The sequence below is a fragment of the Streptomyces sp. NPDC052682 genome (assembly GCF_040678435.1).
GTDB lineage: Bacteria > Actinomycetota > Actinomycetes > Streptomycetales > Streptomycetaceae > Streptomyces.
On record NZ_JBFATS010000004.1, the window covers coordinates 122577 to 143856 of the forward strand.

Here is a 21280-nt window from a genome sequence, read left to right on the forward strand (position 1 = left end):
TCGCCCGGCGCGCCCTCCGTTGATCCCGGCGGGGCCCGACCGCTCACCTTCCACAGCGCCGGTTGGGCCCCGCCTTTCCTCCCACTGGAAGGGACCCTCAGTGAAGCATCCCGACGACGACGAACTGTTCAACCGGCTGGAAGCCGAGATGGCCGCCGAGGGCGGGGCCGACGTGGTCGACCTGGACAAGGCACGCGCGGCGCGCGAGTCGACCGGCCCCGAGGTGGATGACCCGGCGGCCCCCGTCATGGTTGACCAGCCGACCCTGACCGCGACCGGGCCCGGTTACCTGGGTCGGCTCGCCGCCGCCCGGCGCCGCCCGGTCGTCCCGATCTGGCTGCGGTCGGTGGCTGAGCTGCGGACCGCGTCGGCGTGGGTGGCCCGCCACTACGCCCACACGATCGGCTACCACGCCCTGCGCGCCCCGGTGTACGCCGCCCGGCTCACCTTGCAGGCCCCGACCGGCGCGGCGCGGTTCGTCGGGGGCACGATGCGGTGGGTGGCCGACCGCGAGGGTGAACCGGTCCGCCTCGCCGCCGTGCGCCGCGAGGACGCTGCCGAATACCTCAAGCTCTCCCGGCAGCGCGACGGCCGGGTACGGCTGCGCACTCTCGTGACCGTGCTGGCGCTGTTCGTCGGCCTCGCCACGGCGCTCGCCATCTACGTGCTCGCCCCCGCCTGGCTGCAGGCGGTCTCGGTGAGCGCGGTGGTGCTCGCCCTCGGGGTCGCCGGCCGCCGCGCGGATGACCCGGTTATCCACCGGGCGGTGGAACTGCCCAAGGCGACCAAGCTCACGTCGGACATCGTCCTGCGCGCGCTCGGTTCGCTCGGTATCTCCGCCATCAGCCAGGCTCAGGCCAAGGGACGGGACGGGTTCGAGTTCACCGCCCCGATCACCCGGGACGGCCCCGGCTGGCGGGCCGAGGGCAACCTTCCGTACGGCGTGACGGTGACGGACATCATCGAGCGGCGCGAACGCCTCGCCTCGGGTCTGCGCCGCCCGCTTGGCTGCGTGTGGCCCGAAGCGGTGCCGGATGAGCACACCGGGCACCTGGTGCTGTGGGTGGGCGATCAGGACATGAACAAGGCCAAGAGGCCCGCGTGGCCGCTGGCCAAGTCCGGGACCGTGGACCTGTTCAAGCCCGTCGCCTACGGCACTGACCAGCGCGGACGCTGGGTCGAGGTCACGCTGATGTACATCGCGGGCGTGATCGGCGCGATCCCGCGCATGGGCAAGACGTTCCTGCTGCGTCTGCTGCTGCTCATCGCCGCGCTCGACCCGCGCGCGGAGTTGCACACCTACGACATGAAGGGCACCGGAGACCTGGACCCGGTCGGCAACGCCGTCTCCCACCGGCATGCCGCCGGCGACGATGACGAGTCGATCGCCTACGCGCTCGCCGACTTCCGCGCCCTGCGGGAGGAACTGCGCCGCCGGACGAAGGTGATCCGCTCCCTGCCGCGGGACATCTGCCCCGAGTCCAAGGTGACCAGCGCGCTCGCGGACAAGCGGTCGTTGGGGCTGCATCCGATCGTGGTTGGTGTGGACGAGTGCCAGGTGCTGTTCGAGCACCCCGACCACGGCAAGGAGTTCGAGGAGATCGCCACCGACCTGGTCAAGCGAGGACCGGCGACCGGCATCGTGGTCCTGCTGGCCACGCAGCGCCCGGACGCCAAGTCGCTGCCCACCGGGATCAGCGCGAACGCGTCGGCCCGGTGGTGCCTTAAGGTCATGGGCCAGACCGAGAACGACATGGTGCTGGGCACCTCGCAGTACAAGCGCGGGGTGCGCGCCACCATGTTCGCCTGGGGTGACAAGGGCATTCACTACTTCGTCGGCGAGGGCGCCGACGCCCGTATCGTCGCCTCGGTCTACGTCGACGCCCCCGGCGCCGAAGCGATCGCCGCCCGCGCCCGCAAGGCGCGCGAGAAGGCCGGACTCCTGTCCGGCTACGCGCTCGGGGAGGCACCCGAGGAGGTCACCGGCCCGTCGTACGACCTGCTGGCCGACATCCTCGCCGTGGTGCCCGCGGCCGAGGCCAAGGTGTGGTCCGAAACCGTCGTCGCCCGGCTCGCCGAGCTGCGCCCCGAGGTCTACGGCGGATGGGACCCCGACGCGTTGGCCGCCGCCCTCAAACCGCACGGGATCAGCACGGTGCAGGTAGGTCGCCGGGTGGACGGCAAGGTCGTCAACCGGCGCGGCATCACCCGCGCCCACATCACGACCGCGATCGCGGAGCGTGACGGAAACCGGAACGCGGGCTGAGGCTCCGGGGCCGCTAACGATAGCGGCAAGCCCCGCTAACGTTAGCGACCCCGCTAGCGCCCCATACCGCCCCTGATCAGGCCGCTAGCGGATAGCGGCCCACCTGCGGAAACCCCTGGAAACCGCCCCGGAGGGCCCTCCATGACACCCATCTTGCTCGCCATCACCCTGCTTCTCGGCGTCACGTTGTGTTACTGCGCGGTGTGTGCCGCCTCGCCGTTCGGCAACTGCCGCAAGTGCCACGGCTGGGGCTTCGAGATGAAGACCGACCGCAAGGGCCGCATGAAGCGCGGCAAGGACTGCCGCCGCTGCCGCGCCACCGGCAAGCGCATCCGCGTCGGCCGCTGGCTCTACAACCGCTGGGCGCGCATCTACCGCGCCGGAACCGCCGACTGACCCCATCCGGAGGAAACCTCGATGGTCCTGAACATCTCCGCCGTGCTGCTGTTCGGCGCCGCCTCCGCCCTCGCCGTCAAGACCAAGTCGACCGGTGGCGGCGCCGCCCTGGTGCTGTTCCTGTTCGGCTTCTTCACCGCTGGGACCGGCGCCTACGAGCCCATCCACAATCTCGTGCAGGCATCGGCCGACGCCATCGCCCAGCTCGGCAAGTGACAGGAGAGCGAGCCGTGAACGAACACGTCCCCGCCGTGCGGCCGGACACCGTGACCGCTGCCGCGTACGCCCCGGCACCGCTGGAGCCGTACGCGCCCGCCCCGGCCTCCGTGGAACTGGCCGCCGAACGCGGCCCCGTGGTGTGGGTGCCCGACGCCTACGGCCGGATGGTCCCCATGCCCAAGCACCTCGCCCCTCCGCCCATGCCCATGCCGGAGCCGCGCGACCTGACCCCGCTGCCGCTGCTGGACCCGATCGCTCAGCGCTTCATCGGCGCCGGAATCGGCGCATGCACCCTCGCGGCCGGCGTCGGCTGGGGCGTCGGCGAGGTCATCAACGCCGTCGCCGGATTCACCTCCGGTGCCGCGATGTGGCTCGCCCTCGCCTTGCTCGCGTGGCGCATGCCCGCTCGCGCCATCGCTGACGGCGGGCGCGGCAGCACCGTCCACATCCGTAAGGCCGTCATCAAGCGTAGCCACTTCCACGGCTGACAAGGAGGCAATCCCTGTGATGCGACTGCGTATCCAGCGCACCGCGCTGACCCGCAACGCGCTGATCTTGACCGACACGCCTCGCCCCGACTGCCCGAACTGCGAGGGCGTGGGCGGCGTCCCGCACGACTACGGCGACCCGGCGACCGGTGAGTACGCCGGTACTGACTGGGAGCCCTGCGACTGCTGGACCGAGTGGCGGATGCTCCTGCTGCCGCTGCCCCGACTGCCGCGCTGTCTGCGCCGACGCGGTACCGGCCGCGACCCGTGGGCCCCCGGCGGTTACAGCGACGAACCGCCCTTCTAGCTACGCCCGAGGGCGGCGGCACTCCCGGACAAGGACAGCCCGCCGCCCCCGGTCTCCCAATCCCGACGAAGCAGAACAGGAGACCTACAGGATGACACCTGACTGCAAGACCCGGCGCCCCGCCGGCGGGAATCACCCGGACGGGAACGCCCTGCGAACCGCGCTGAACCTCGCGGCAGCGGGCGTGCCCGTGCTGCCCCTGCGCGAGGGCAAGGTGCCGATCGGGAACTGCCGCGCGTGCGCGGGCGGCGCCTGTGGCGGGCGGCCGAACATGAAGAACACCGGCCCCTGCCAGTGCCCCGCGCCCTGCCACGCGTGGGCCGCCGCCACGACCGACCCGCAGGTGATCACCTCGCCCGCGTGGGCGCCGGCGTGGCGTGAGGCCGTCTGCGTCGGCTACCACCCCGGCGGGGCCGGGCTCACCGTCGTAGACCTCGACAACGCGGCGGCCGTCGCGTGGGCCCACGAGACGTTGCTCCCCACCCGGACCGTGCCAACCACGCGCGGCCAGCACTGGATCTACCGGGGTGCCATGACCTCGCACAACGCCGTCCGGCCCGGTGTGGACGTCAAGTCGCTTATGGCCTACGCCCGGTGGCTTGGTCCCGGCAGCGGCACCATGACGGACCTGCCGCCGGCCGTCCGCGCCCTCGCGGAGAAGGAAGAGACCACCTCCGCGCAGGGCGAGGTGGTCTCTTCTCACCCCACCCCCGCCACCTGGGACCGGACGGTTGCCACCGGGTGCCGCCACACCGAGCGCTACGTACGCACGGGACTGGAACGCGGCCTCGCCAAGGTGCGCTCCCGCATCGAATCGGGCGCCGGATCACAGGCGTTCGGGGTGGCCCGGTTCCTCGCGGCTCAGCACGCGAACTGCCCCGGCCCGTGCGGACTGGAAGCCATCGGGGCAGAGATCGTGGCCGCCGCCGTCTCCGTCGGAGTCCCCGAGGCGTACGCGCGCCGCGCGGTCGCCAACGGCCTTGAGACGGCCTCGGAGCGAGCGGCATGAACAAGGCATCCCGCAATCCCGCGAACGGCCCGCAGGACGCCGTACGCGCCGCGCCACGGACGGCCGGAGGCGAACCGAAGAACGCCGCCCGTAAGGGCGTCCTTTCTGCTGTTCGTTCCGACGCGCAGCCGGTCACCATCACCGGCATGCAGCCGGGCTTGCAAGTCCGCTTCACCGAACCGCCCGTTGCCGACTGGCTCTGCTGCTGCGGCCACCACGAACGTGCCCGTGGCCACGCCGCCGTCATAAAGCTCACGGTCCGCGTCCACGTCGGTATCTGCCCGCACACCACCACCGCCGAAGGGAGGGCAGCCGCATGACCACACAGCCTGTGGACAGCCCCGACCTGTGGGCCGGACTGTCCACCCTCGAAGCACCGCCCTCCGAGGGCGAGACGACACCGGACGTGTGGGAAGACCCCATTCCCCTCACCGGCCGGCGCGAGCGTCCGCCGTTCCCGGTCCACGTCTTCCCCGCGTGGCTGCACGACTTCGTGGCGGCCGTCGCCGAGGAGACGCAGACCCCGGTGGACCTCGCCGGATCGATCGCCCTCGCCGTGCTCGCCACGGCCGCGGGCGGCCGGTCCGTCGTCCACGTGCGCGGCAACTGGCGTGAGCCCACCAACCTCTACACCGTGGTGGCGCTCCCGCCGGCCAACCGCAAGTCCGCCGTCTTTGCCCTGCTGACGGACCCGCTGTACGAGGCAGAAAAGCAGCTCAAGGCCGCGATGAAGCCGGTCATCGTCGAGGCGGAGCTGACCGCCCGCCTCGCCAAGGAAGCGGCCGACAAGGCCGCCGCCAAAGCCGCGTCCGCCGACGCGGACAAGCGTGACGAGATGGTTGCCACCGCCGTCGGTCTTGCGCAGACCGCCGACACGCTCACCGTCCCGGCCGAGCCGGTCCTGTTGGCGGACGACTCCACCCCGGAGACGGTCACCTCGCTCATGGCTGAGCAGGGCGGTCGGCTGTCGGTGATGAGTGCCGAGGGCGGCATCTTCGACATCATCGCCGGCCGCTACTCCGGCGCCCCGAACATGGAAGTGTTCCTCAAGGGGCACGCCGGGGACCGGCTGAGGGTCAACCGGCAGACCCGCCGCGAGTACATCGACACCCCCGCCCTGACCATCGGCCTCGCCGTCCAGCCAGACGTGTTGCGAGACATCGGCAAGGTAAAGGGGTTCGACGGGCGCGGACTGCTGGCACGCTTCCTGTACTCCCTCCCCCCGTCCACGGTCGGTGAACGGAAGGTCATCACCGACCCGGTCCCGGAGCAGACGGCCGCCACCTACACCGCCAACGTCATCAACCTCACCTTGGCGTTCGCGGAGTGGACCGACCCGGCCGTCATCCAGCTCAGCCCCGAGGCGGACGCGGCACTCATCGAATACCAAGAGCACGTCGAACCGCAGCTCAAGGCGCGCGGCGGCAAGCTCGGTCACATCTCTAACTGGGCCGGAAAGCTCGCCGGAGCGACCGCCCGCATGGCCGCACTGCTGCACCTCGCCGAGCACCTGGGCAACGGCTACGCCCACCCGGTCTCCGAGACCACCATGCACGCGGCCATCGAGCTGGGGGAGTACTACACCGCCCACGCCCTCGCCGTGTTCGACGTCATGGGCGCCGACCCGGTCCTGTCCCGCGCCCGCAGCGTCCTGGAAGCGCTCAGGGACAACGGATGGGACGACGTAAGCCGACGCGACCTGTTCACGGTCCTCTCGCGCGCCGAGGTCCCCACCATCGCGGACCTGGAACCGGCCCTCGCCCTGCTGGAGGACCACGGGTACCTGCGGACCTATCAGCCAGAGCGCACAGGCAAGCGCGGCAGGCCGCCGGCGCCCCGGTTGCAGGTCCACCCCGCCCTGCGGCACGGCGGCCGGTGAGCCGGGCCCCCTCTCGGCCCCGCCCGCACAAGCCGCGAAATCGCAAAAAACCCTGTCCGGGCCGTTGACCAGCGGCAGGACCTCGCGGCACCGCCCGGCGAGGCCCCGCCGCACTATCCCGCGATATTCCGCACAAACCACCGTTCGGGAGCGACGGCACCAGCCGCCGACGCGGCGCCAGGGATTTTTGCGGAATATCGCGGGTTTCTGCGGGCCCTGCCCCCTCGCCGTCCGCGCACCGCATCACCGCAGCTCAGCGGCAGCAGCCGGGCTTTCTGCGGATAACGCGGTTTGTGCGGCGGCATCTCCCGCGAACGCAGCACAAGAGGAGTGAGCCCTTGAGCGAGCACAGCACCCTCGCGGCGCCCACCGAGGACGACCCGACGCTGGTTCTCCTCACGGTCGAAGAGGCCGCCCGCCGACTCCGCATCGGGCGGACCACGTGCTTCAACCTGGTGAGTTCGGGCGCGCTGGAGTCCGTGAAGGTCGGCCACCTGCGCCGGGTGCCAGCCGACGCCGTACCCGCATTCGTCACGCGTCTCCGCACCACCCAACGCGCCGCTTGACGCCGACCGGGGCGGCGGCACTCCCGGACAAGGACAGCCTGCCGCCCCGACCTTCATCCCGACACCTGAGAACAGGAGCCTGCCTGTGGCAGAGAAAGAGAAGCGCACCCGACAGCCGAACGGCCGCAGTTCCATCTACTTCGGCAAGGACGGCAAGTGGCACGGCCGGGTCACGGTCGGCGTCCGCGACGACGGCAAGCCCGATCGTCGCCACGTCGAGCGGAAGACCAAGGCGGAAGTCGTCGCCGCCGTGCGCGAGCTGGAGCGACAGCGCGACGCCGGCACCGTACGCAAGCCGGGGAAGCCCTGGACGGTGAAGGCATGGCTGACGCACTGGATTAAAAACGTTGCCCCCCTCGCGGTCAACGACAACACGATGGTGGGGTACGGCGTGGCCGTCCGGAAGCATCTCATCCCCGGGCTGGGCGCTCACCGGCTCGACAAGCTCAAGCCCGAGCACATCGAGGCGTTCTACGCGAAGATGCAGGCCAACGGCAGCAAGCCCGCGACCGCCCACCAGGTACACCGCACCTTCCGTACCGCCCTCAACGAGGCCGTACGGCGCGGCCATCTCGGCCAGAACCCGGTTCAGTTGGCCAAGGCACCGAAGACTGGAGACTACGAGGTGGAGCCCTACAGCGTGCAGGAGATACAGCGGTTGCTGAAGGCCGCTGACCAGCACCGGAATACGGCTCGGTGGGCTGTCGCCCTCGCCCTCGGATTGCGTCAAGGGGAAGTGCTCGCACTGAAGTGGGAAGACGTGGACCTCGACGGTGGATTCCTCGTGGTCCGTCGTAGTCGCCACCGCCCGCAGTGGGCTCACGGGTGCGCGGAACCCTGCGGGCGCAAGGCTGCCGGGTACTGCCCGCAGAGGCGACGCACCAACCCGGAAATCTGCACTACCAAGTCGCGTGCCGGCCGCCGCGTCGTCGGTCTCCCGGAACAGCTCGTTGACCTACTGCGGGCCCACCTCAAGGCGCAGGAAGCGGAGCGAGAGGCGGCCGGGAAGCGCTGGGAAGAGAACGGCCTCGTGTTCCCGGACGAGTACGGCCGGAGCCCGTCGCACCGCCGGGACTGGGCTGAGTGGAAGGCGCTGCTCGCAGAGGCGAACGTTCGGGACGGGCGTTTGCACGACGCGCGCCACACGGCTGCCACGGTCCTACTCATCCTCGGTGTCCCCGAGCGGGCCGTCATGGGGCTCATGGGGTGGTCGACGACGGCCATGGCCGCCCGCTATCAGCACATGGTGGATGCCGTGCGGACGGATATCGCGCGGCAGGTCGACGGTCTCATCTGGAAGCCCGAGACGGACCGGCCGGACGACGGCGACGACGGGGCCGCCGGCGTGCTCGTACCGGCCAACTGAGACGGGAACTGAGACGGACGACTGAAAGGGCGACACCCCTTCCGGGGTGCCGCCCTTTCGTTTTGGCTGGTCAGGCCAGGTAGAGGCCGTGGCGGGAATCGAACCCACGTAACTCGCTTTGCAGGCGAGCCCCTCAACCACTCGGGCACACGGCCGTGTTGACTTCGTGCCTCGACCGTATGCCGGTGCCGGTACGGGCCTCAAGGGAAACCGGAGCCCTGCAACGTGACTGCCACACGCCGTTCATGGAAGAGGTGCTCGACAGCAGTCACCGTGGGCTGTGGCCCTTACCCTGGCGGGCATGACCGCCTTGAAGCCGCGCGCGACGGATGCCACGGACGCCGAGCAGGACGAGCGGACCGTGCTGAGCCGCTCCTACCGGGCGCTGAGCATCGGGATCGTCTCCGTCGTGCTGTTGATCGCCTTCGAGGCGACGGCGGTGGGCACGGCGATGCCGGTCGCGGCGCGGGAGCTGGACGGGGTGTCGCTGTACGCGTTCGCGTTCTCGGGGTACTTCACGACGAGTCTGTTCGGGATGGTGCTCGCCGGGCAGTGGTCGGACCGGCGCGGGCCGCTCGGGGCGCTGACGACCGGGATCGCCTCCTTCGCGGCCGGGCTGCTGCTGTCGGGGACGGCCGGGACGATGTGGCTGTTCATCCTCGGGCGGGCCGTGCAGGGGCTCGGCGGCGGGCTGGTGATCGTCGCGTTGTACGTCGTGGTCGGGCGGGCCTATCCGGAGCGGCTGCGGCCGGCCATCATGGCGGCGTTCGCGGCCAGCTGGGTGGTGCCGTCGATCGTCGGGCCACTGGCCTCCGGCGCGGTGACCGAGCAGCTGGGCTGGCGGTGGGTGTTCGTCGGCATACCGGTGCTGGTCGTCTTCCCGCTGGCGCTCGCGCTGCCCGAGATACGGCGGCGGGCCGCGGGTCCCGCGGAGGGCACCGAGGAGGCGGCCGAGGAGGCCGCCTCCTTCGACGGGCGCCGCATCCGGCTGGCCCTCGCGATCTCCCTCGGCGCCGGGCTGCTCCAGTACGCCGCCCAGGACCTGCGCTGGTTCTCCCTGCTCCCCGGCGCGGTGGGCGTGGCGCTGCTCGTGCCGGCCGTGCGCGGGCTGCTGCCGCGCGGCACGTACCGGGCGGCCCGGGGGCTGCCGTCCGTGGTGCTGTTGCGCGGGGTGGCCGCCGGGTCGTTCATCGCCGCGGAGTCCTTCGTGCCGCTGATGCTGGTCACCCAGCGGGGGCTGTCCCCGACCCTGGCCGGGTTCTCGCTCGCGGCGGGCGGCGGGACGTGGGCGCTGGGGTCCTGGGTGCAGTCGCGGCCGCAGCTGGAGCCGTACCGGGAGCGGCTGACGACCGTCGGGATGCTGCTGGTGGCGGCGGCCATCGCCACGGCGCCCAGTGTGCTGATCGACGCCGTACCCGCCTGGACGGTGGCCGTCGCCTGGGCGTTCGGCTGCTTCGGCATGGGGCTCGTCATCTCCTCCACGAGCGTGCTGGTGCTGAAGCTGTCCGCTCCCGAGGAGGCCGGCACCAACTCCGCCGCCCTCCAGATCTCCGACGGCCTGTCCAACGTGCTGCTGCTGGCCGCGGGCGGCGCGGCCTTCGCCGCGCTCGGTGGCGGAACGGTGAGCCACGCCACGACCCACGCCGCGACCGAGGCCGCCTCCGGCACGCACCCGGCCGCCTTCGCCGCCGTGTTCCTGCCGATGGCCGGGGTGGCGTTGGCGGGGGTGTGGGTGACGACGCGGCTGCGGGCCTCGGCTCCTGACTAGTACCACTCTGGCCCCATCGATTGGTACCATTCTGGTATGGCTATGAACCTGCGTCTCCGCGACGACCAGACGGAATCGCTGAAGCTGCGCGCCGAGGCGGAGGGGGTCAGCATGCACGCCATAGTGCTGAGGGCGGTGGACGACTACCTCGCTCGGACAGCTCATGAGGCGCTGGTCCGCAAGGCCGCCAAGGAGCAGACCGCCAAGTGGGCCGAACTGCTGGAGCGGCTGAAGTGACCCACGTGTACCTGTCGGCCGAGGACGTCCTGACCATCGCCGAGTACGCCGTCGATGACCAGGACGTCGTCGTGCGCGATGCGGGTCTGCTCGAGTCGGCCGTGCATCGTCCTGCGGCCTCGATGTTCGGGCACGAGGCGTATGCGGACGTCTTCGAGAAGGCGGCGGCGCTCCTGCAGTCGCTGGCGGTCAACCACCCCTTCGTCGACGGCAACAAGCGCACGGCATGGGTGTCGTGCGTCGTCTTCCTGGCGATGAACGAGGTGCAGCTGCGCCCCGACATCGATGCGGCCGAGCGCCTGGTCATCTCGGTGGCGACCGGCGGCATGGACGACATCAAGTCGATCTCCGAAGCGCTGAGGGACCTGGCCGAGCAGGCGGTGTGACGTCGGTCCCACCCCCGGGCGACCCGGTGCCGTGCGCGCTTCGGCGGGGGTGGGCCGCCGGTAGGGTGGCCCGGTTGTCATACGTAGCCGAGCCGCTCGACCCGAACCGGAGACCGTGACTACCACCGCCAGCTCCTCCCACTCGCACCACCTGTCCCCGGCCTTCCCCGGCCGTGCCCCCTGGGGCACCGCCAGCAAACTGCGTGCCTGGCAGCAGGGGGCGATGGAGAAGTACATCCAGGAGCAGCCGCGCGACTTCCTGGCGGTCGCCACCCCCGGCGCCGGTAAGACGACCTTCGCGCTGACGCTGGCCTCCTGGCTGCTGCACCACCACGTCGTCCAGCAGGTGACGGTGGTCGCGCCGACCGAGCACCTGAAGAAGCAGTGGGCGGAGGCGGCCGCGCGGATAGGGATCAAGCTGGATCCCGAGTACAGCGCGGGACCGCTCGGCAAGGAGTACCACGGGGTCGCCGTGACGTACGCCGGTGTCGGGGTACGGCCGATGCTGCACCGGAACCGGGTCGAGCAGCGCAAGACGCTCGTCATCCTCGACGAGATCCACCACGCCGGTGACACCAAGTCGTGGGGCGAGGCGTGCCTGGAGGCCTTCGAGCCGGCGACCCGGCGGCTGGCGCTGACCGGTACGCCGTTCCGCTCCGACACCAACCCCATCCCCTTCGTGACGTACGAGGAGGGGCCCGACGGGATCCGGCGTTCGGCGGCGGACTACACGTACGGATACGGCTCGGCCCTCGCGGACGGCGTCGTCCGGCCGGTCATCTTCCTCTCCTACAGCGGCAACATGCGCTGGCGGACCAAGGCCGGTGACGAGATCGAGGCCCGGCTCGGCGAGCCCATGACGAAGGACGCCATCAGCCAGGCCTGGCGTACCGCCCTGGACCCGCGCGGTGACTGGATGCCCGCGGTGCTGCGCGCCGCCGACCAGCGCCTGACCGAGGTCAGGAAGGCCATCCCGGACGCGGGCGCGCTGGTCATCGCCTCCGACCAGGACTCGGCGCGTGCGTACGCCAAGCTCATCCGGGAGATCACCGGGCACAAGGCGACCGTGGTGCTGTCGGACGACGCCGGTGCCTCGAAGAAGATCGACGAGTTCAGCGCGAACGACGACCGGTGGATGGTCGCGGTGCGGATGGTGTCCGAGGGCGTCGACGTGCCCCGCCTGGCGGTGGGCGTGTACGCCACCACCATCTCCACACCGCTGTTCTTCGCGCAGGCCGTCGGCCGTTTCGTACGGTCCCGGCGGCGCGGCGAGACCGCGTCGGTGTTCCTGCCCACCGTGCCCGACCTGCTCTCCTTCGCCAACGAGATGGAGAAGGAGCGCGACCACGTCCTCGACCGGCCCAAGAAGGGCGGCGAGGAGGACGACCCGTACGCCGAGGAGGACAAGCTCCTCAAGGAGGCCGAGCAGCAGAAGGACGAGGACACCGGCGAGCAGGACATGCTGCCCTTCGAGGCGCTGGAGTCCGACGCCGTCTTCGACCGGGTCATGTACAACGGTGCCGAGTTCGGCATGCAGGCCCACCCGGGGAGCGAGGAGGAGCAGGACTACCTGGGCATCCCCGGGCTGCTGGAGCCCGACCAGGTGCAGCTGCTGCTCCAGAAGCGGCAGGCCAAGCAGATCGCGCACAGCAGGAAGAAGCCGGCCGAGGAGGCGGACCTGCTCGAGCTGCCCGCCGAGCGGCGGCCCGTGGTCTCCCACAAGGAGATGATGGAGCTGCGCCGGCAGCTCAACAACCTGGTCGGCGCGTACGTCCACCAGAGCGGCAAGCCGCACGGGGTGATCCACACCGAGCTGCGCCGGGTGTGCGGCGGGCCCCCGGCCGCGGAGGCCACGGCGGGGCAGCTGCGGCAGCGGATCGCCAAGGTGCGGGAGTGGGCCACCCGGATGCGGTGAGGCCGGGGCCGTCGATGCGGTGAGGCCGGGGCCGTTGATGCGGTGAGGCCGGGGCCGTCGCGTGTGCGTCAGGACTGTGCGTAATTCAGTCCAAAAGGAACTACTTCCTGTCCGTCTGTGACCGGATTCTGGACGGAGCCTTCCGCTGAGCGGACCGGCTCGCTACTGTCCCGCTACGCACACGCCCCGTGGCAGCGCCGCCGCGGAGCGCAGCCGTGAAGCGACGAGCCCGGAACAAGGCCGGGCCGACAGCCGATCGGCGGCCTCTGACACGCGTCACTGACGGGACTCGGTGACGCGTCCGCCGCGACGGGGCCGCCGACCTCACCACTTAAGGAGTGGGCGTCGTGACCGCGGAGACCTCCCAGACGCTCGACCGAGGACTGCGTGTCCTGAAGCTCCTGGCCGACACGGACCACGGGCTGACCGTCACTGAGCTTTCCCACAAACTGGGCGTGAACCGGACCGTGGTGTACCGGTTGCTCGCCACGCTGGAACAGCACGCGCTGGTCCGCCGTGACCTGGGCGGGCGTGCCCGGGTCGGACTCGGGGTGCTGGGTCTGGGCCGCCAGGTGCACCCGCTCGTACGGGAGGCCGCGCTGCCGGCGCTCAGGTCTCTGGCCGAGGACATCGGGGCGACGGCGCACCTGACCCTGGTCGACGGGGCGGAGGCCCTGGCCGTGGCGGTCGTGGAGCCGACGTGGACGGACTACCACGTGGCCTACCGGGCCGGGTTCCGGCACCCGCTGGACCGGGGCGCGGCGGGCAAGGCGATCCTCGCGGCCCGGCAGCATCCGCTGGGCGACCCGGGTTACACGCTGACCCACGGCGAGCTGGAGGCCGGGGCGTGCGGGGCGGCTGCCCCGCTGCTGGGACTCACCGGCATCGAGGGCAGCGTCGGCGTCGTGATGCTGGCGGACGTGGTGCCCGAGCGGGTCGGTCCGCGGGTGGTCGAGGCGGCCCGGGAGGTGGCCGAGGCGCTGAGGTGAGAGCGCGGAGCACGTCTCCTGGAAGCGCCCGGCACGGCGGAGCCCCCTGCTGGTGCAGGGCCCGGTGGTGACGGCTGCGGTGTCGGTGCAGGGCTGTGGTGACGGCTCCGGGTGTCGATACCGCCCCCGGTAGTGACGCCCCCGGTAGTGACGGCCCCGGCCGTGACCGCCCCGGTGCCGATGCCGGCCCCGGCCGTGACCGCCCCGGTGCCGGGGCAGGGCCCGGCCGTGACCACCGCCCGGTCGCTTCCGGGCTCCGCGTTAGATTGATCCCGTGCTCACTCGCCTCACGCGCCCCCAGACCCTCGCCGTCTGCGCCCTGCCCGTCGCCGCCCTGCTCGCCACGGCGGCGTTCGCGCCGCTGCCGTTCTCGGTGGCGCAGCCGGGGATGACGGCCGACGTGCTCGGGGAGAACGAGGGCACGCCGGTGATCACGATCTCGGGCGCGCAGACCCGTAAGACGAGCGGGCAGCTGCGGATGACGACCATCGTGGCGACCGGCCCCGACACCCGCGTGACGCTCCCGGACATGATCGACGGCTGGTTCCGCACCGACCGGGCGGTCATGCCGCGGGACGCGGTCTACCCGAGCGGGGACAGCATCAAGGAGATCGAGCGGCACAACGTGGCGCAGATGAAGGAGTCCCAGGACGCGGCGACGCGGGCCGCGCTGGGCTACCTGGGCCGGGACGCCAAGGGCGTCAAGGTGAGCCTGAAGCTGTCCGACGTCGGCGGACCCAGCGCCGGACTGCTGTTCTCGCTCGGCATCATCGACAAGCTGAAGGGCGACGGGCAGGGCGGCGACCTCACCGGCGGCCGCACCATCGCCGGCACGGGCACCATCACCGCCGACGGCACGGTCGGAGCGGTGGGCGGCGTGTCCCTGAAGACCCAGGCCGCCCGGCGCGACGGCGCCACCGTGTTCCTCGTCCCGAAGGCGGAGTGCGGCGACGCCCAGGCGGAACTCCCGGGGGGCCTCCGCCTGATCCCGGTCACCACCCTCAAGGGCGCGGTCAGCGCACTGCAGGCCCTGGAAACGGGCAAGGGCCCGATCCCGAGCTGCTAGGCCGCGGCTGCCGCCGGCCTCGCGGTGGTGGCGAGGCGCAGGCCGACCGCTATGAGGGTCCAGCCGATGCGCACACGAAGGGTGGACGGACGTATCGGTCCGGTGGCGTGGGCGCGAACCTCCGCGCGCAGTTCGGCCGCGCGTGCGTGGTGCAGGGCCAGGTGGATGTCCGGGTGCATCTCAGTCCGTCCTGATCGGGAAGGCGTGGGTGTGGAGGCGGACCTGCTCGGCGCCTGGGGTGTCCTCCGCGACCGCGCGGGCACGGAAGGTGTCGACGAGCGCGTGCATCTTCTCGACGAGTTCGCGCGTCAGCTCGGGTGTCAGCCGCAGTGTCGCGCTGCTCATGTCCCAGACGTGGTGCCACTCCTCGGGCCATGCGTCGCGGTTGCCGAGCCACGTCGACAGTTCCCGGGTGTGCGTGGTGGCGACTTCGTGCAGGTACAGATCGGCCGCGCCGCGCACGGCCGGGTCCGTGTCGGTGAGCAGGGTCTCGTCGAAGCGCAGGCCGTGGTGGACCGCACGCCACCACCGCTCCCGTCCCTTGCCCAGCTCGGGGGCGTCCTCGACGAAGCCGTACTCGGCGAGCTGACGCAGGTGGTAGCTGGTGGCGCCACTGGACTCGCCCAGCTTCTCGGCCAGCTGTGAGGCCGTGGCGGGGCCGCCGAAGCGCAGGGAGTCCAGCAACTGCATGCGCAGCGGGTGCGCGAGCCCGCGTAGGGAACGTGCGTCGAGTTCTCTTACCTGTGGGTTCTGAGCGTCGGTCACCATGCAAAGGTATCTATGCAAAGGAGCCCTTGCAAGGGTCCCTTTGCATGGTTGGGAGGCCGCAGGGCGAGAGCGGCCGGCTCATGACGCGTCCAGCGCCGCCTGCTCCACCAGCGGGATGATCCGCAGTGGAACCGGGTTCTCCATGACGATCGCCGTGGAGGCCCGGACGATGCCCTCGAAACCGACGACCCGGTCGATCACCCGCTGCAGATCGGCGTTCGAGCGGGCCACCAGCCGGCACAGCATGTCCCCGCTGCCCGTGGTGGTGTGCAGTTCCAGCACCTCCGGCACGGTCGCCAGGTGGGCCCGTACGTCGGCCCCCTGGCCCTGCCGGATCTGCAGCGTCGCGAACGCGGTGACCGGGTAGCCGAGCGCCGCCGGGTCCACCTCGGGGCCGAAGCCGCGGATGACTCCGTTCGACTGCAGCCGGTCCAGCCGCGCCTGCACGGTGCCCCGCGCGACCCCCAGCCGCCGGGACATCTCCAGCACCCCGATCCGCGGCTCGCGCGCCAGCAGCAGGATGATCCGGCCGTCCAGCTGATCGATCGCCATGTCCCGCCTCCCGGGTGGTCATCCTGTACAGAAACACCGTCGCTACCGCCGTACGACTGAGCAGAATGCCCAGTGAACACGCAAACTATTGCGCACCTTGCGGGGTGGGTCCACGCTGCCGTTATGACGCAGACCACACACCACACTCCCGACACGACCGCCCGGCAGGCCGACCCCTTCCCGGTCAAGGGAATGGACGCGGTCGTCTTCGCCGTGGGCAACGCCAAGCAGGCGGCGCACTACTACTCCACCGCCTTCGGCATGCGGCTGGTCGCCTACTCCGGACCGGAGAACGGCAGCCGCGAGACCGCGAGCTACGTGCTGGAGAACGGCTCCGCCCGCTTTGTGTTCACCTCGGTGATCAAGCCCGCCACCGACTGGGGCCGCTTCCTGGCCCGGCACGTGGCCGAGCACGGCGACGGCGTCATCGACCTGGCCATCGAGGTGCCCGACGCGCGCGCCGCGTACGCCTACGCCCTCGAGCACGGCGCGAGGTCGGTCGCCGAGCCGTACGAAATGAAGGACGAGCACGGCACGGTCGTCCTGGCGGCGATCGCCACCTACGGCGAGACCCGCCACACGCTGGTCGAGCGGACCGGGTACGACGGCCCCTACCTGCCCGGCTACACAGCCGCCGGCCCGCTGGTCGAGCCGCCCGCCCGCCGCACCTTCCAGGCCATCGACCACTGCGTCGGCAACGTCGAGCTCGGCCGGATGAACGAGTGGGTGGAGTTCTACAACAAGGTCATGGGCTTCACCAACATGAAGGAGTTCGTCGGCGACGACATCGCCACCGAGTACTCGGCGCTGATGTCGAAGGTCGTTGCGGACGGCACCCGCAAGGTGAAGTTCCCGATCAACGAGCCCGCGATCGCGAAGAAGAAGTCGCAGATCGACGAGTACCTGGAGTTCTACGGCGGCCCGGGCGTGCAGCACATCGCGCTCGCCACCAACGACATCGTCGCCACCGTGCGCCACATGCGCGAGCACGGCGTGCAGTTCCTGGACACCCCGGACTCCTACTACGACACCCTCGGCGAGTGGGTCGGCGAGACCCGGGTGCCCATCGACACCCTGCGCGAGCTGAAGATCCTCGCCGACCGCGACGAGGACGGCTATCTGCTGCAGATCTTCACCAAGCCGGTCCAGGACCGTCCGACCGTGTTCTTCGAACTCATCGAGCGGCACGGTTCGATGGGCTTCGGCAAGGGCAACTTCAAGGCGCTGTTCGAGGCCATCGAGCGGGAGCAGGCCCGGCGCGGCAACCTGTGAGCCGCCCCGAGCCGCAACCGCCCGGCGCGCGGTGAGACTCTCCCGTCGTGCGGGTGTCACGGGGCACCCGCACGACCCGGGGGAGTGACACATGAACGAGCGCACCGAGCACGCCGACCCCGTCGAGCCCCTCGACCTCGCGGCACCGGCCGTGCGCTGGCTGTGGAAGAAGGACACGCTCAAGGAGCCGACGGTGCTCCAGTCCTTCGCCTTCGACGGAACCGGTCGGCACCTGTACGTCCTCCAGCTCCGCCGGGGCGGCGCCGACGCCGGTGACCTGTGCCTGAACAAGCTCGACCACCGGGGCGAACGGCTCGGCCACATGCTGCTGCGCGGCTTCGGGCACGGCGTGAGCATGGGCGTCCAGCACGCCCCCGACGGCACCGTGTGGATCTGGACCGAGGCCGACGCCCGGGGCGGCTACGGCCAGGGCGTCACCCGCTTCCGCTTCGCCGACGGCGCAGTCCGCACCGGCAAGGACGTCAGGATCCGCCACCCCGTACCCGGCTCCACCCACAACCAGCCCTCCGTCTGCCAGGCCACCGGCCGCATCGCCGTCCGCTACCGCCTCGACGGCCGCCCCCGCTACCGCGTCTGGGACCTCGACGCGTTCACCGCGCGCGCCTACGACCGTCCGCTCGCCGACCTCCCGCAGACCGGCGCCCACCCGGACCCGCACGTCCCCTTCCAGGGGTACGCCCTGTACGGCGACCACCTCTACCAACTCGCCGGCAGCGCCTACGCCCCCACCGCCAACCCGCCCGCCGGGCACGGCAACGCCTACCTGTCCTGCCTCGACATCCGCACCGGCGCCCTGGTGCAGCAGCGGCGCACCCGGGCCGGGTACTCCCTGGACTTCCGGGAACCGGAGGGCCTGGCGATCCGGCACCACCCCGAGCCGCGCCTGTACGTGGGCTTCGCCTCGGGCGCCCCGGGAGCCCGGAGATTCTCCCTCTACTACAAGCCGCGCGCGTGAGCGAACCCGTACGCTGGGCCCATGGCCAGGATCAACGACGTGGGCGGCATGCAGGGCTTCGGTGCCGTCGACACCGCCGAGGACGCCGCCCCCTTCCACGCGGACTGGGAGGTACGGGTCCTCGGGCTCCTCAACGCCCTCCGCGAGCAAGGGGTGTTCAACACCGACGAGTTCCGGGACGCGATCGAGGCGCTGCCGCCCGCCGAGTACCTGGCGAGCTCCTACTACGAGCGCTGGTTCAAGGCGATCTGCGCGCTGCTGGAACGCAAGGGCGTCATCGCACCGGGTGAGCTGGATGACTGACCGCTTCCCGCCCGGCACCCGGGTGCGCACCTACCGCCACGACCCGCCACACCACACGCGGCTGCCCCGGTACGCCCGCGGCAAGCTGGGCGTCGTGGTCGAACCGGAAGGCCCGGCACCGCTCGCGGACGTGAACGCCCGGGGCCGCGGCGACGCCCCGGTCGAGCAGATCTACGCCGTCCGCTTCGCCGCCCGCGACCTGTGGGGCGAGGGCGACCACCACGTCGTACTGGACCTGTGGGAAAGCTACCTGGAAGAGGTTGTCCAAGATGAGCGGTGACCACACCGACGCCACCATCGCCCGCCGGGTCCGGCGCCTGGAGACCCTGCTGGAGGACAAGGGCGTGCTCTCCGGCGCGCGGCTGGACGAGATCATCGACGCCTCCCTGTCCGGCGCGTCCCCGGCCAGCGGCGCCCGGGTCGTCGCGCGCGCCTGGACCGACCCCGCCTTCAAGGCCCGCCTCCTCGCGGACGGCACGGCCGCCGTACGCGAACTCGGGTACATGGAAGGCGCCTACCAGCGCCTGCGGGTCGTGGAGAACACCGAGTCGGTGCACAACGTCATCGTCTGCACCCTTTGCTCCTGCTACCCGATCCGGCTGCTCGGCCCGTCCCCGAGCTGGTACAAGTCCGAGGCCTACCGCTCCCGCGTGGTCCGCGAACCCCGCGCGGTGCTGGCCGAGTTCGGCCTGGAGCTGCCCGCCGGGACCGAGATCACCGTGTGGGACTCGAGCGCGGAGAGCCGCTACATGGTGCTGCCCCGGCGTCCCGAGGGCACGGAAGGACTGGGGGAGGAGCAACTGGCCCGCCTGGTCACGCGCAACGCGCTGATCGGCACGGCGGCGGTGTGACAACAGCGCCCCGGGCCTGCCCGGCCCCCGCCGGGGAGAGGTACGGGTTGCTGCGCAGGGCCTGCTGAAGGCGCCGGCGCGCCGGGCCGTCCTTCCCCAGCGCCCGCTCGATCATGCCCTCGTCCGGCTGCGTGGCCTCGGTGACGTCCGTCCGCCTGGCTTGAGTGGCTCCGGTCTGCGTGGCCTCCATGGCGCTCACCGCGTCACCCCGACGGCCGCGCCCGGGCATCCTGCGGCTGCCGTACACGGGGTTCACACCGGTGGCCCCGGGTGCGACGCTGTGATCATGAGCCGTAGCGAAGCGTCCCGCTCCGAAGCCCCCGCCTCGACCGGCGCCCTCGTCGACCGGCTGCTCGACGGCCTGCCCGCCGAGGCCGTCCTGACCGACCCCGACGTCACGGCCTCCTACGCGCACGACATGGCGAGCTTCTGCCCGGCCGGCACCCCGGCCGTGGTGGTCCTGCCCCGCACGGTCGCACAGGTGCAGCACGTCATGCGGACCGCCACCGCGCTGCGCGTCCCGGTCGTCCCGCAGGGCGCCCGCACCGGCCTGTCCGGCGCCGCCAACGCCACCGACGGGTGCATCGTGCTCTCCCTGACCCGGATGGACCGCATCCTCGACATCGACCCGGTCGACCGGATCGCCGTCGTCGAGCCGGGCGTCGTCAACGCGGCCCTGTCCCGCGCGGTCGCCGCACACGGCCTGTCCTACCCGCCCGACCCCTCCAGCTGGGAGATGTGCACCATCGGCGGCAACATCGGCACCGCGTCGGGCGGGCTGTGCTGTGTGAAGTACGGGGTGACGGCCGAGTACGTGCTCGGCCTGGACGTCGTGCTGGCCGACGGCCGCCTGATGTCCACCGGCCGCCGCACCGCCAAGGGCGTCGCCGGGTACGACCTGACCCGCCTGTTCGTCGGCTCGGAGGGCTCCCTCGGCATCGTCGTCCGGGCCGTGCTCGCCCTGAAGCCCAAGCCGCCCGGGCAGCTGGTGCTGGCCGCCGAGTTCGCCTCCGGCGCCGCCGCCTGCGACGCCGTGTGCCGGATCATGGCGGCCGGACACGTCCCGTCACTCCTGGAACTGATGGACCGTACGACGGTCAGGGCCGTCAACGACCTGGCCCGCATGGGTCTGCCGGACAGCACCGAGGCCCTGCTGCTGGCCGCGTTCGACACCCCCGACCCGGCCGCCGACCTCGCCGCCGTCGGCGCGCTGTGCGAGGCCGCCGGTGCCACCCAGGTGGTACCCGCCGAGGACGCGGCCGAGTCCGAACTGCTCCTCCAGGCACGCAGGTTGAGCCTGACCGCGCTGGAGGCGGTGAAGGGTGTGACGATGATCGACGACGTGTGCGTGCCCCGCTCCCGGCTCGCCGAGCTGCTCCAGGGAGTGGAGCGGATCGCCGAGGAGCACCACCTCACCATCGGCCTCGTCGCCCACGCGGGCGACGGCAACACCCACCCCACGGTCTGCTTCGACCCGGCCGACCCCGACGAGTCCCGCCGGGCCCGCGCGTCCTTCGACGCGATCATGGCCCTCGGTCTGGAGCTCGGCGGCACCATCACCGGCGAACACGGCGTCGGCGTCCTGAAGAAGGACTGGCTCGCGCGCGAGCTCGGCCCGGTGGGACTTCAGATGCAGCGGGCCGTCAAACAGGTCTTCGACCCGCTGGGCATCCTCAACCCGGGCAAGCTGTTCTGACGCCT

Annotated in this window: 25 protein-coding genes and 1 tRNA gene; 22 read left to right on the forward strand and 4 right to left on the reverse strand. The window is 71.4% G+C overall.

Annotated features, from left to right (window positions below):
* The first annotated feature begins 100 nt into the window (after positions 1-100).
* From AB0K80_RS07390 to AB0K80_RS07435, 10 genes are all read left to right on the forward strand, one after another.
* Positions 101-2266: a cell division protein FtsK gene (locus AB0K80_RS07390; RefSeq protein WP_365666809.1), complete on the forward strand. Its 2166-nt coding sequence runs from the start codon at positions 101-103 to the stop codon at positions 2264-2266.
* A gap of 141 nt (positions 2267-2407) precedes the next feature.
* Complete coding sequence (locus AB0K80_RS07395) at positions 2408-2662, forward strand: hypothetical protein (RefSeq protein ID WP_365666811.1); 255 nt, start codon at positions 2408-2410, stop codon at positions 2660-2662.
* A gap of 21 nt (positions 2663-2683) precedes the next feature.
* The gene (locus AB0K80_RS07400; protein WP_270883042.1) at positions 2684-2878 is read left to right on the forward strand and encodes a hypothetical protein; all 195 of its coding nucleotides are present in this window, start codon (positions 2684-2686) and stop codon (positions 2876-2878) included.
* A gap of 14 nt (positions 2879-2892) precedes the next feature.
* Positions 2893-3369: a hypothetical protein gene (locus AB0K80_RS07405; RefSeq protein ID WP_365666813.1), complete on the forward strand. Its 477-nt coding sequence runs from the start codon at positions 2893-2895 to the stop codon at positions 3367-3369.
* A 16-nt stretch (positions 3370-3385) separates the two neighbouring features.
* On the forward strand, positions 3386-3676 hold the full coding sequence (locus AB0K80_RS07410) for a hypothetical protein (protein ID WP_365666815.1): 291 nt from the start codon (positions 3386-3388) through the stop codon (positions 3674-3676).
* 91 nt (positions 3677-3767) lie between these two features.
* Positions 3768-4685 carry a bifunctional DNA primase/polymerase gene (locus AB0K80_RS07415; protein ID WP_365666817.1) on the forward strand — a complete coding sequence of 306 codons (918 nt, stop codon included), beginning with the start codon at positions 3768-3770 and terminating at the stop codon, positions 4683-4685.
* Complete coding sequence (locus AB0K80_RS07420) at positions 4682-5005, forward strand: hypothetical protein (protein WP_365666819.1); 324 nt, start codon at positions 4682-4684, stop codon at positions 5003-5005. The genes AB0K80_RS07415 and AB0K80_RS07420 overlap by 4 nt, the downstream gene beginning before the upstream one ends.
* Positions 5006-5016: 11 nt before the next feature.
* Positions 5017-6564, forward strand: a complete 1548-nt coding sequence (locus AB0K80_RS07425; protein ID WP_365667294.1) for a YfjI family protein — start codon at positions 5017-5019, stop codon at positions 6562-6564.
* Between the two features lie 338 nt (positions 6565-6902).
* Positions 6903-7130, forward strand: coding sequence for a helix-turn-helix domain-containing protein (locus AB0K80_RS07430; RefSeq protein ID WP_365666821.1), 228 nt, complete (start codon positions 6903-6905; stop codon positions 7128-7130).
* Positions 7131-7215: 85 nt separating this feature from the next.
* Positions 7216-8496, forward strand: a complete 1281-nt coding sequence (locus AB0K80_RS07435; RefSeq protein ID WP_365666823.1) for a site-specific integrase — start codon at positions 7216-7218, stop codon at positions 8494-8496.
* A gap of 83 nt (positions 8497-8579) precedes the next feature.
* Here the strand turns inward: AB0K80_RS07435 and AB0K80_RS07440 are convergent.
* Positions 8580-8651 (reverse strand) — tRNA-Cys (locus AB0K80_RS07440).
* Positions 8652-8797: 146 nt separating this feature from the next.
* Here AB0K80_RS07440 and AB0K80_RS07445 point away from each other — a divergent pair.
* From AB0K80_RS07445 to AB0K80_RS07470, 6 genes are all read left to right on the forward strand, one after another.
* Positions 8798-10264 (forward strand): MFS transporter, encoded by a 1467-nt coding sequence (locus AB0K80_RS07445; RefSeq protein WP_365666825.1) that lies wholly within the window; start codon positions 8798-8800, stop codon positions 10262-10264.
* 36 nt (positions 10265-10300) lie between these two features.
* Positions 10301-10501, forward strand: a complete 201-nt coding sequence (locus tag AB0K80_RS07450; RefSeq protein ID WP_365666827.1) for a ribbon-helix-helix protein, CopG family — start codon at positions 10301-10303, stop codon at positions 10499-10501.
* A complete protein-coding gene (locus tag AB0K80_RS07455; protein WP_365666829.1) occupies positions 10498-10887 on the forward strand; it encodes a type II toxin-antitoxin system death-on-curing family toxin in 390 nt (129 codons plus the stop codon). The genes AB0K80_RS07450 and AB0K80_RS07455 overlap by 4 nt, the downstream gene beginning before the upstream one ends.
* A gap of 115 nt (positions 10888-11002) precedes the next feature.
* Positions 11003-12802, forward strand: a complete 1800-nt coding sequence (locus AB0K80_RS07460) for a DEAD/DEAH box helicase (protein WP_365666831.1) — start codon at positions 11003-11005, stop codon at positions 12800-12802.
* Between the two features lie 347 nt (positions 12803-13149).
* Entirely contained in the window at positions 13150-13791 is a 642-nt protein-coding gene (locus AB0K80_RS07465) for a helix-turn-helix domain-containing protein (protein ID WP_365666833.1), read from the forward strand.
* A 274-nt stretch (positions 13792-14065) separates the two neighbouring features.
* The gene (locus AB0K80_RS07470; protein WP_365666835.1) at positions 14066-14857 is read left to right on the forward strand and encodes a S16 family serine protease; all 792 of its coding nucleotides are present in this window, start codon (positions 14066-14068) and stop codon (positions 14855-14857) included.
* On the opposite strand, the gene AB0K80_RS07475 is transcribed toward AB0K80_RS07470, so the two are convergent.
* The 3 genes from AB0K80_RS07475 to AB0K80_RS07485 form a co-directional block, all read right to left on the reverse strand.
* Positions 14854-15036 carry a hypothetical protein gene (locus tag AB0K80_RS07475; RefSeq protein ID WP_365666837.1) on the reverse strand — a complete coding sequence of 61 codons (183 nt, stop codon included), beginning with the start codon at positions 15034-15036 and terminating at the stop codon, positions 14854-14856. The genes AB0K80_RS07470 and AB0K80_RS07475 overlap by 4 nt on opposite strands.
* 1 nt (position 15037) lies before the next feature.
* Complete coding sequence (locus AB0K80_RS07480) at positions 15038-15625, reverse strand: helix-turn-helix domain-containing protein (RefSeq protein ID WP_365666839.1); 588 nt, start codon at positions 15623-15625, stop codon at positions 15038-15040.
* Positions 15626-15703: 78 nt separating this feature from the next.
* Complete coding sequence (locus tag AB0K80_RS07485; protein WP_365666841.1) at positions 15704-16177, reverse strand: Lrp/AsnC family transcriptional regulator; 474 nt, start codon at positions 16175-16177, stop codon at positions 15704-15706.
* A gap of 123 nt (positions 16178-16300) precedes the next feature.
* Between AB0K80_RS07485 and hppD the strand changes: the two genes are divergently transcribed.
* From hppD to AB0K80_RS07515, 6 genes are all read left to right on the forward strand, one after another.
* A complete protein-coding gene (gene hppD, locus AB0K80_RS07490) occupies positions 16301-17449 on the forward strand; it encodes a 4-hydroxyphenylpyruvate dioxygenase (RefSeq protein WP_365666843.1) in 1149 nt (382 codons plus the stop codon).
* Between the two features lie 91 nt (positions 17450-17540).
* Complete coding sequence (locus AB0K80_RS07495; RefSeq protein ID WP_365666845.1) at positions 17541-18425, forward strand: Teichoic acid biosynthesis protein C (Precursor); 885 nt, start codon at positions 17541-17543, stop codon at positions 18423-18425.
* A 21-nt stretch (positions 18426-18446) separates the two neighbouring features.
* Complete coding sequence (locus tag AB0K80_RS07500) at positions 18447-18728, forward strand: hypothetical protein (RefSeq protein WP_365666847.1); 282 nt, start codon at positions 18447-18449, stop codon at positions 18726-18728.
* The gene (locus AB0K80_RS07505; RefSeq protein WP_365666849.1) at positions 18721-19008 is read left to right on the forward strand and encodes an SH3-like domain-containing protein; all 288 of its coding nucleotides are present in this window, start codon (positions 18721-18723) and stop codon (positions 19006-19008) included. The genes AB0K80_RS07500 and AB0K80_RS07505 overlap by 8 nt, the downstream gene beginning before the upstream one ends.
* Complete coding sequence (nthA, locus tag AB0K80_RS07510; protein WP_365666851.1) at positions 18998-19579, forward strand: nitrile hydratase subunit alpha; 582 nt, start codon at positions 18998-19000, stop codon at positions 19577-19579. Before AB0K80_RS07505 ends, nthA begins: the two co-directional genes overlap by 11 nt.
* 280 nt (positions 19580-19859) lie before the next feature.
* On the forward strand, positions 19860-21275 hold the full coding sequence (locus AB0K80_RS07515) for an FAD-linked oxidase C-terminal domain-containing protein (RefSeq protein ID WP_365666853.1): 1416 nt from the start codon (positions 19860-19862) through the stop codon (positions 21273-21275).
* Positions 21276-21280: the final 5 nt, after the last annotated feature.

What these genes read in the sequence shown, in the direction of transcription:
- AB0K80_RS07395 (WP_365666811.1), top strand. Translation starts at nt 2,408, where the DNA reads ATGACACCCATCTTGCTCGCCATCACCCTGCTTCTCGGCGTCACGTTG.
- AB0K80_RS07400 (WP_270883042.1), top strand. Translation starts at nt 2,684, where the DNA reads ATGGTCCTGAACATCTCCGCCGTGCTGCTGTTCGGCGCCGCCTCCGCC.
- AB0K80_RS07415 (WP_365666817.1), top strand. Translation starts at nt 3,768, where the DNA reads ATGACACCTGACTGCAAGACCCGGCGCCCCGCCGGCGGGAATCACCCG.
- AB0K80_RS07420 (WP_365666819.1), top strand. Translation starts at nt 4,682, where the DNA reads ATGAACAAGGCATCCCGCAATCCCGCGAACGGCCCGCAGGACGCCGTA.
- AB0K80_RS07445 (WP_365666825.1), top strand. Translation starts at nt 8,798, where the DNA reads ATGACCGCCTTGAAGCCGCGCGCGACGGATGCCACGGACGCCGAGCAG.
- AB0K80_RS07450 (WP_365666827.1), top strand. Translation starts at nt 10,301, where the DNA reads ATGGCTATGAACCTGCGTCTCCGCGACGACCAGACGGAATCGCTGAAG.
- AB0K80_RS07475 (WP_365666837.1), bottom strand. Translation starts at nt 15,036, where the DNA reads ATGCACCCGGACATCCACCTGGCCCTGCACCACGCACGCGCGGCCGAA.
- AB0K80_RS07480 (WP_365666839.1), bottom strand. Translation starts at nt 15,625, where the DNA reads ATGGTGACCGACGCTCAGAACCCACAGGTAAGAGAACTCGACGCACGT.
- AB0K80_RS07485 (WP_365666841.1), bottom strand. Translation starts at nt 16,177, where the DNA reads ATGGCGATCGATCAGCTGGACGGCCGGATCATCCTGCTGCTGGCGCGC.
- hppD (WP_365666843.1), top strand. Translation starts at nt 16,301, where the DNA reads ATGACGCAGACCACACACCACACTCCCGACACGACCGCCCGGCAGGCC.
- AB0K80_RS07495 (WP_365666845.1), top strand. Translation starts at nt 17,541, where the DNA reads ATGAACGAGCGCACCGAGCACGCCGACCCCGTCGAGCCCCTCGACCTC.
- AB0K80_RS07500 (WP_365666847.1), top strand. Translation starts at nt 18,447, where the DNA reads ATGGCCAGGATCAACGACGTGGGCGGCATGCAGGGCTTCGGTGCCGTC.
- AB0K80_RS07505 (WP_365666849.1), top strand. Translation starts at nt 18,721, where the DNA reads ATGACTGACCGCTTCCCGCCCGGCACCCGGGTGCGCACCTACCGCCAC.
- nthA (WP_365666851.1), top strand. Translation starts at nt 18,998, where the DNA reads ATGAGCGGTGACCACACCGACGCCACCATCGCCCGCCGGGTCCGGCGC.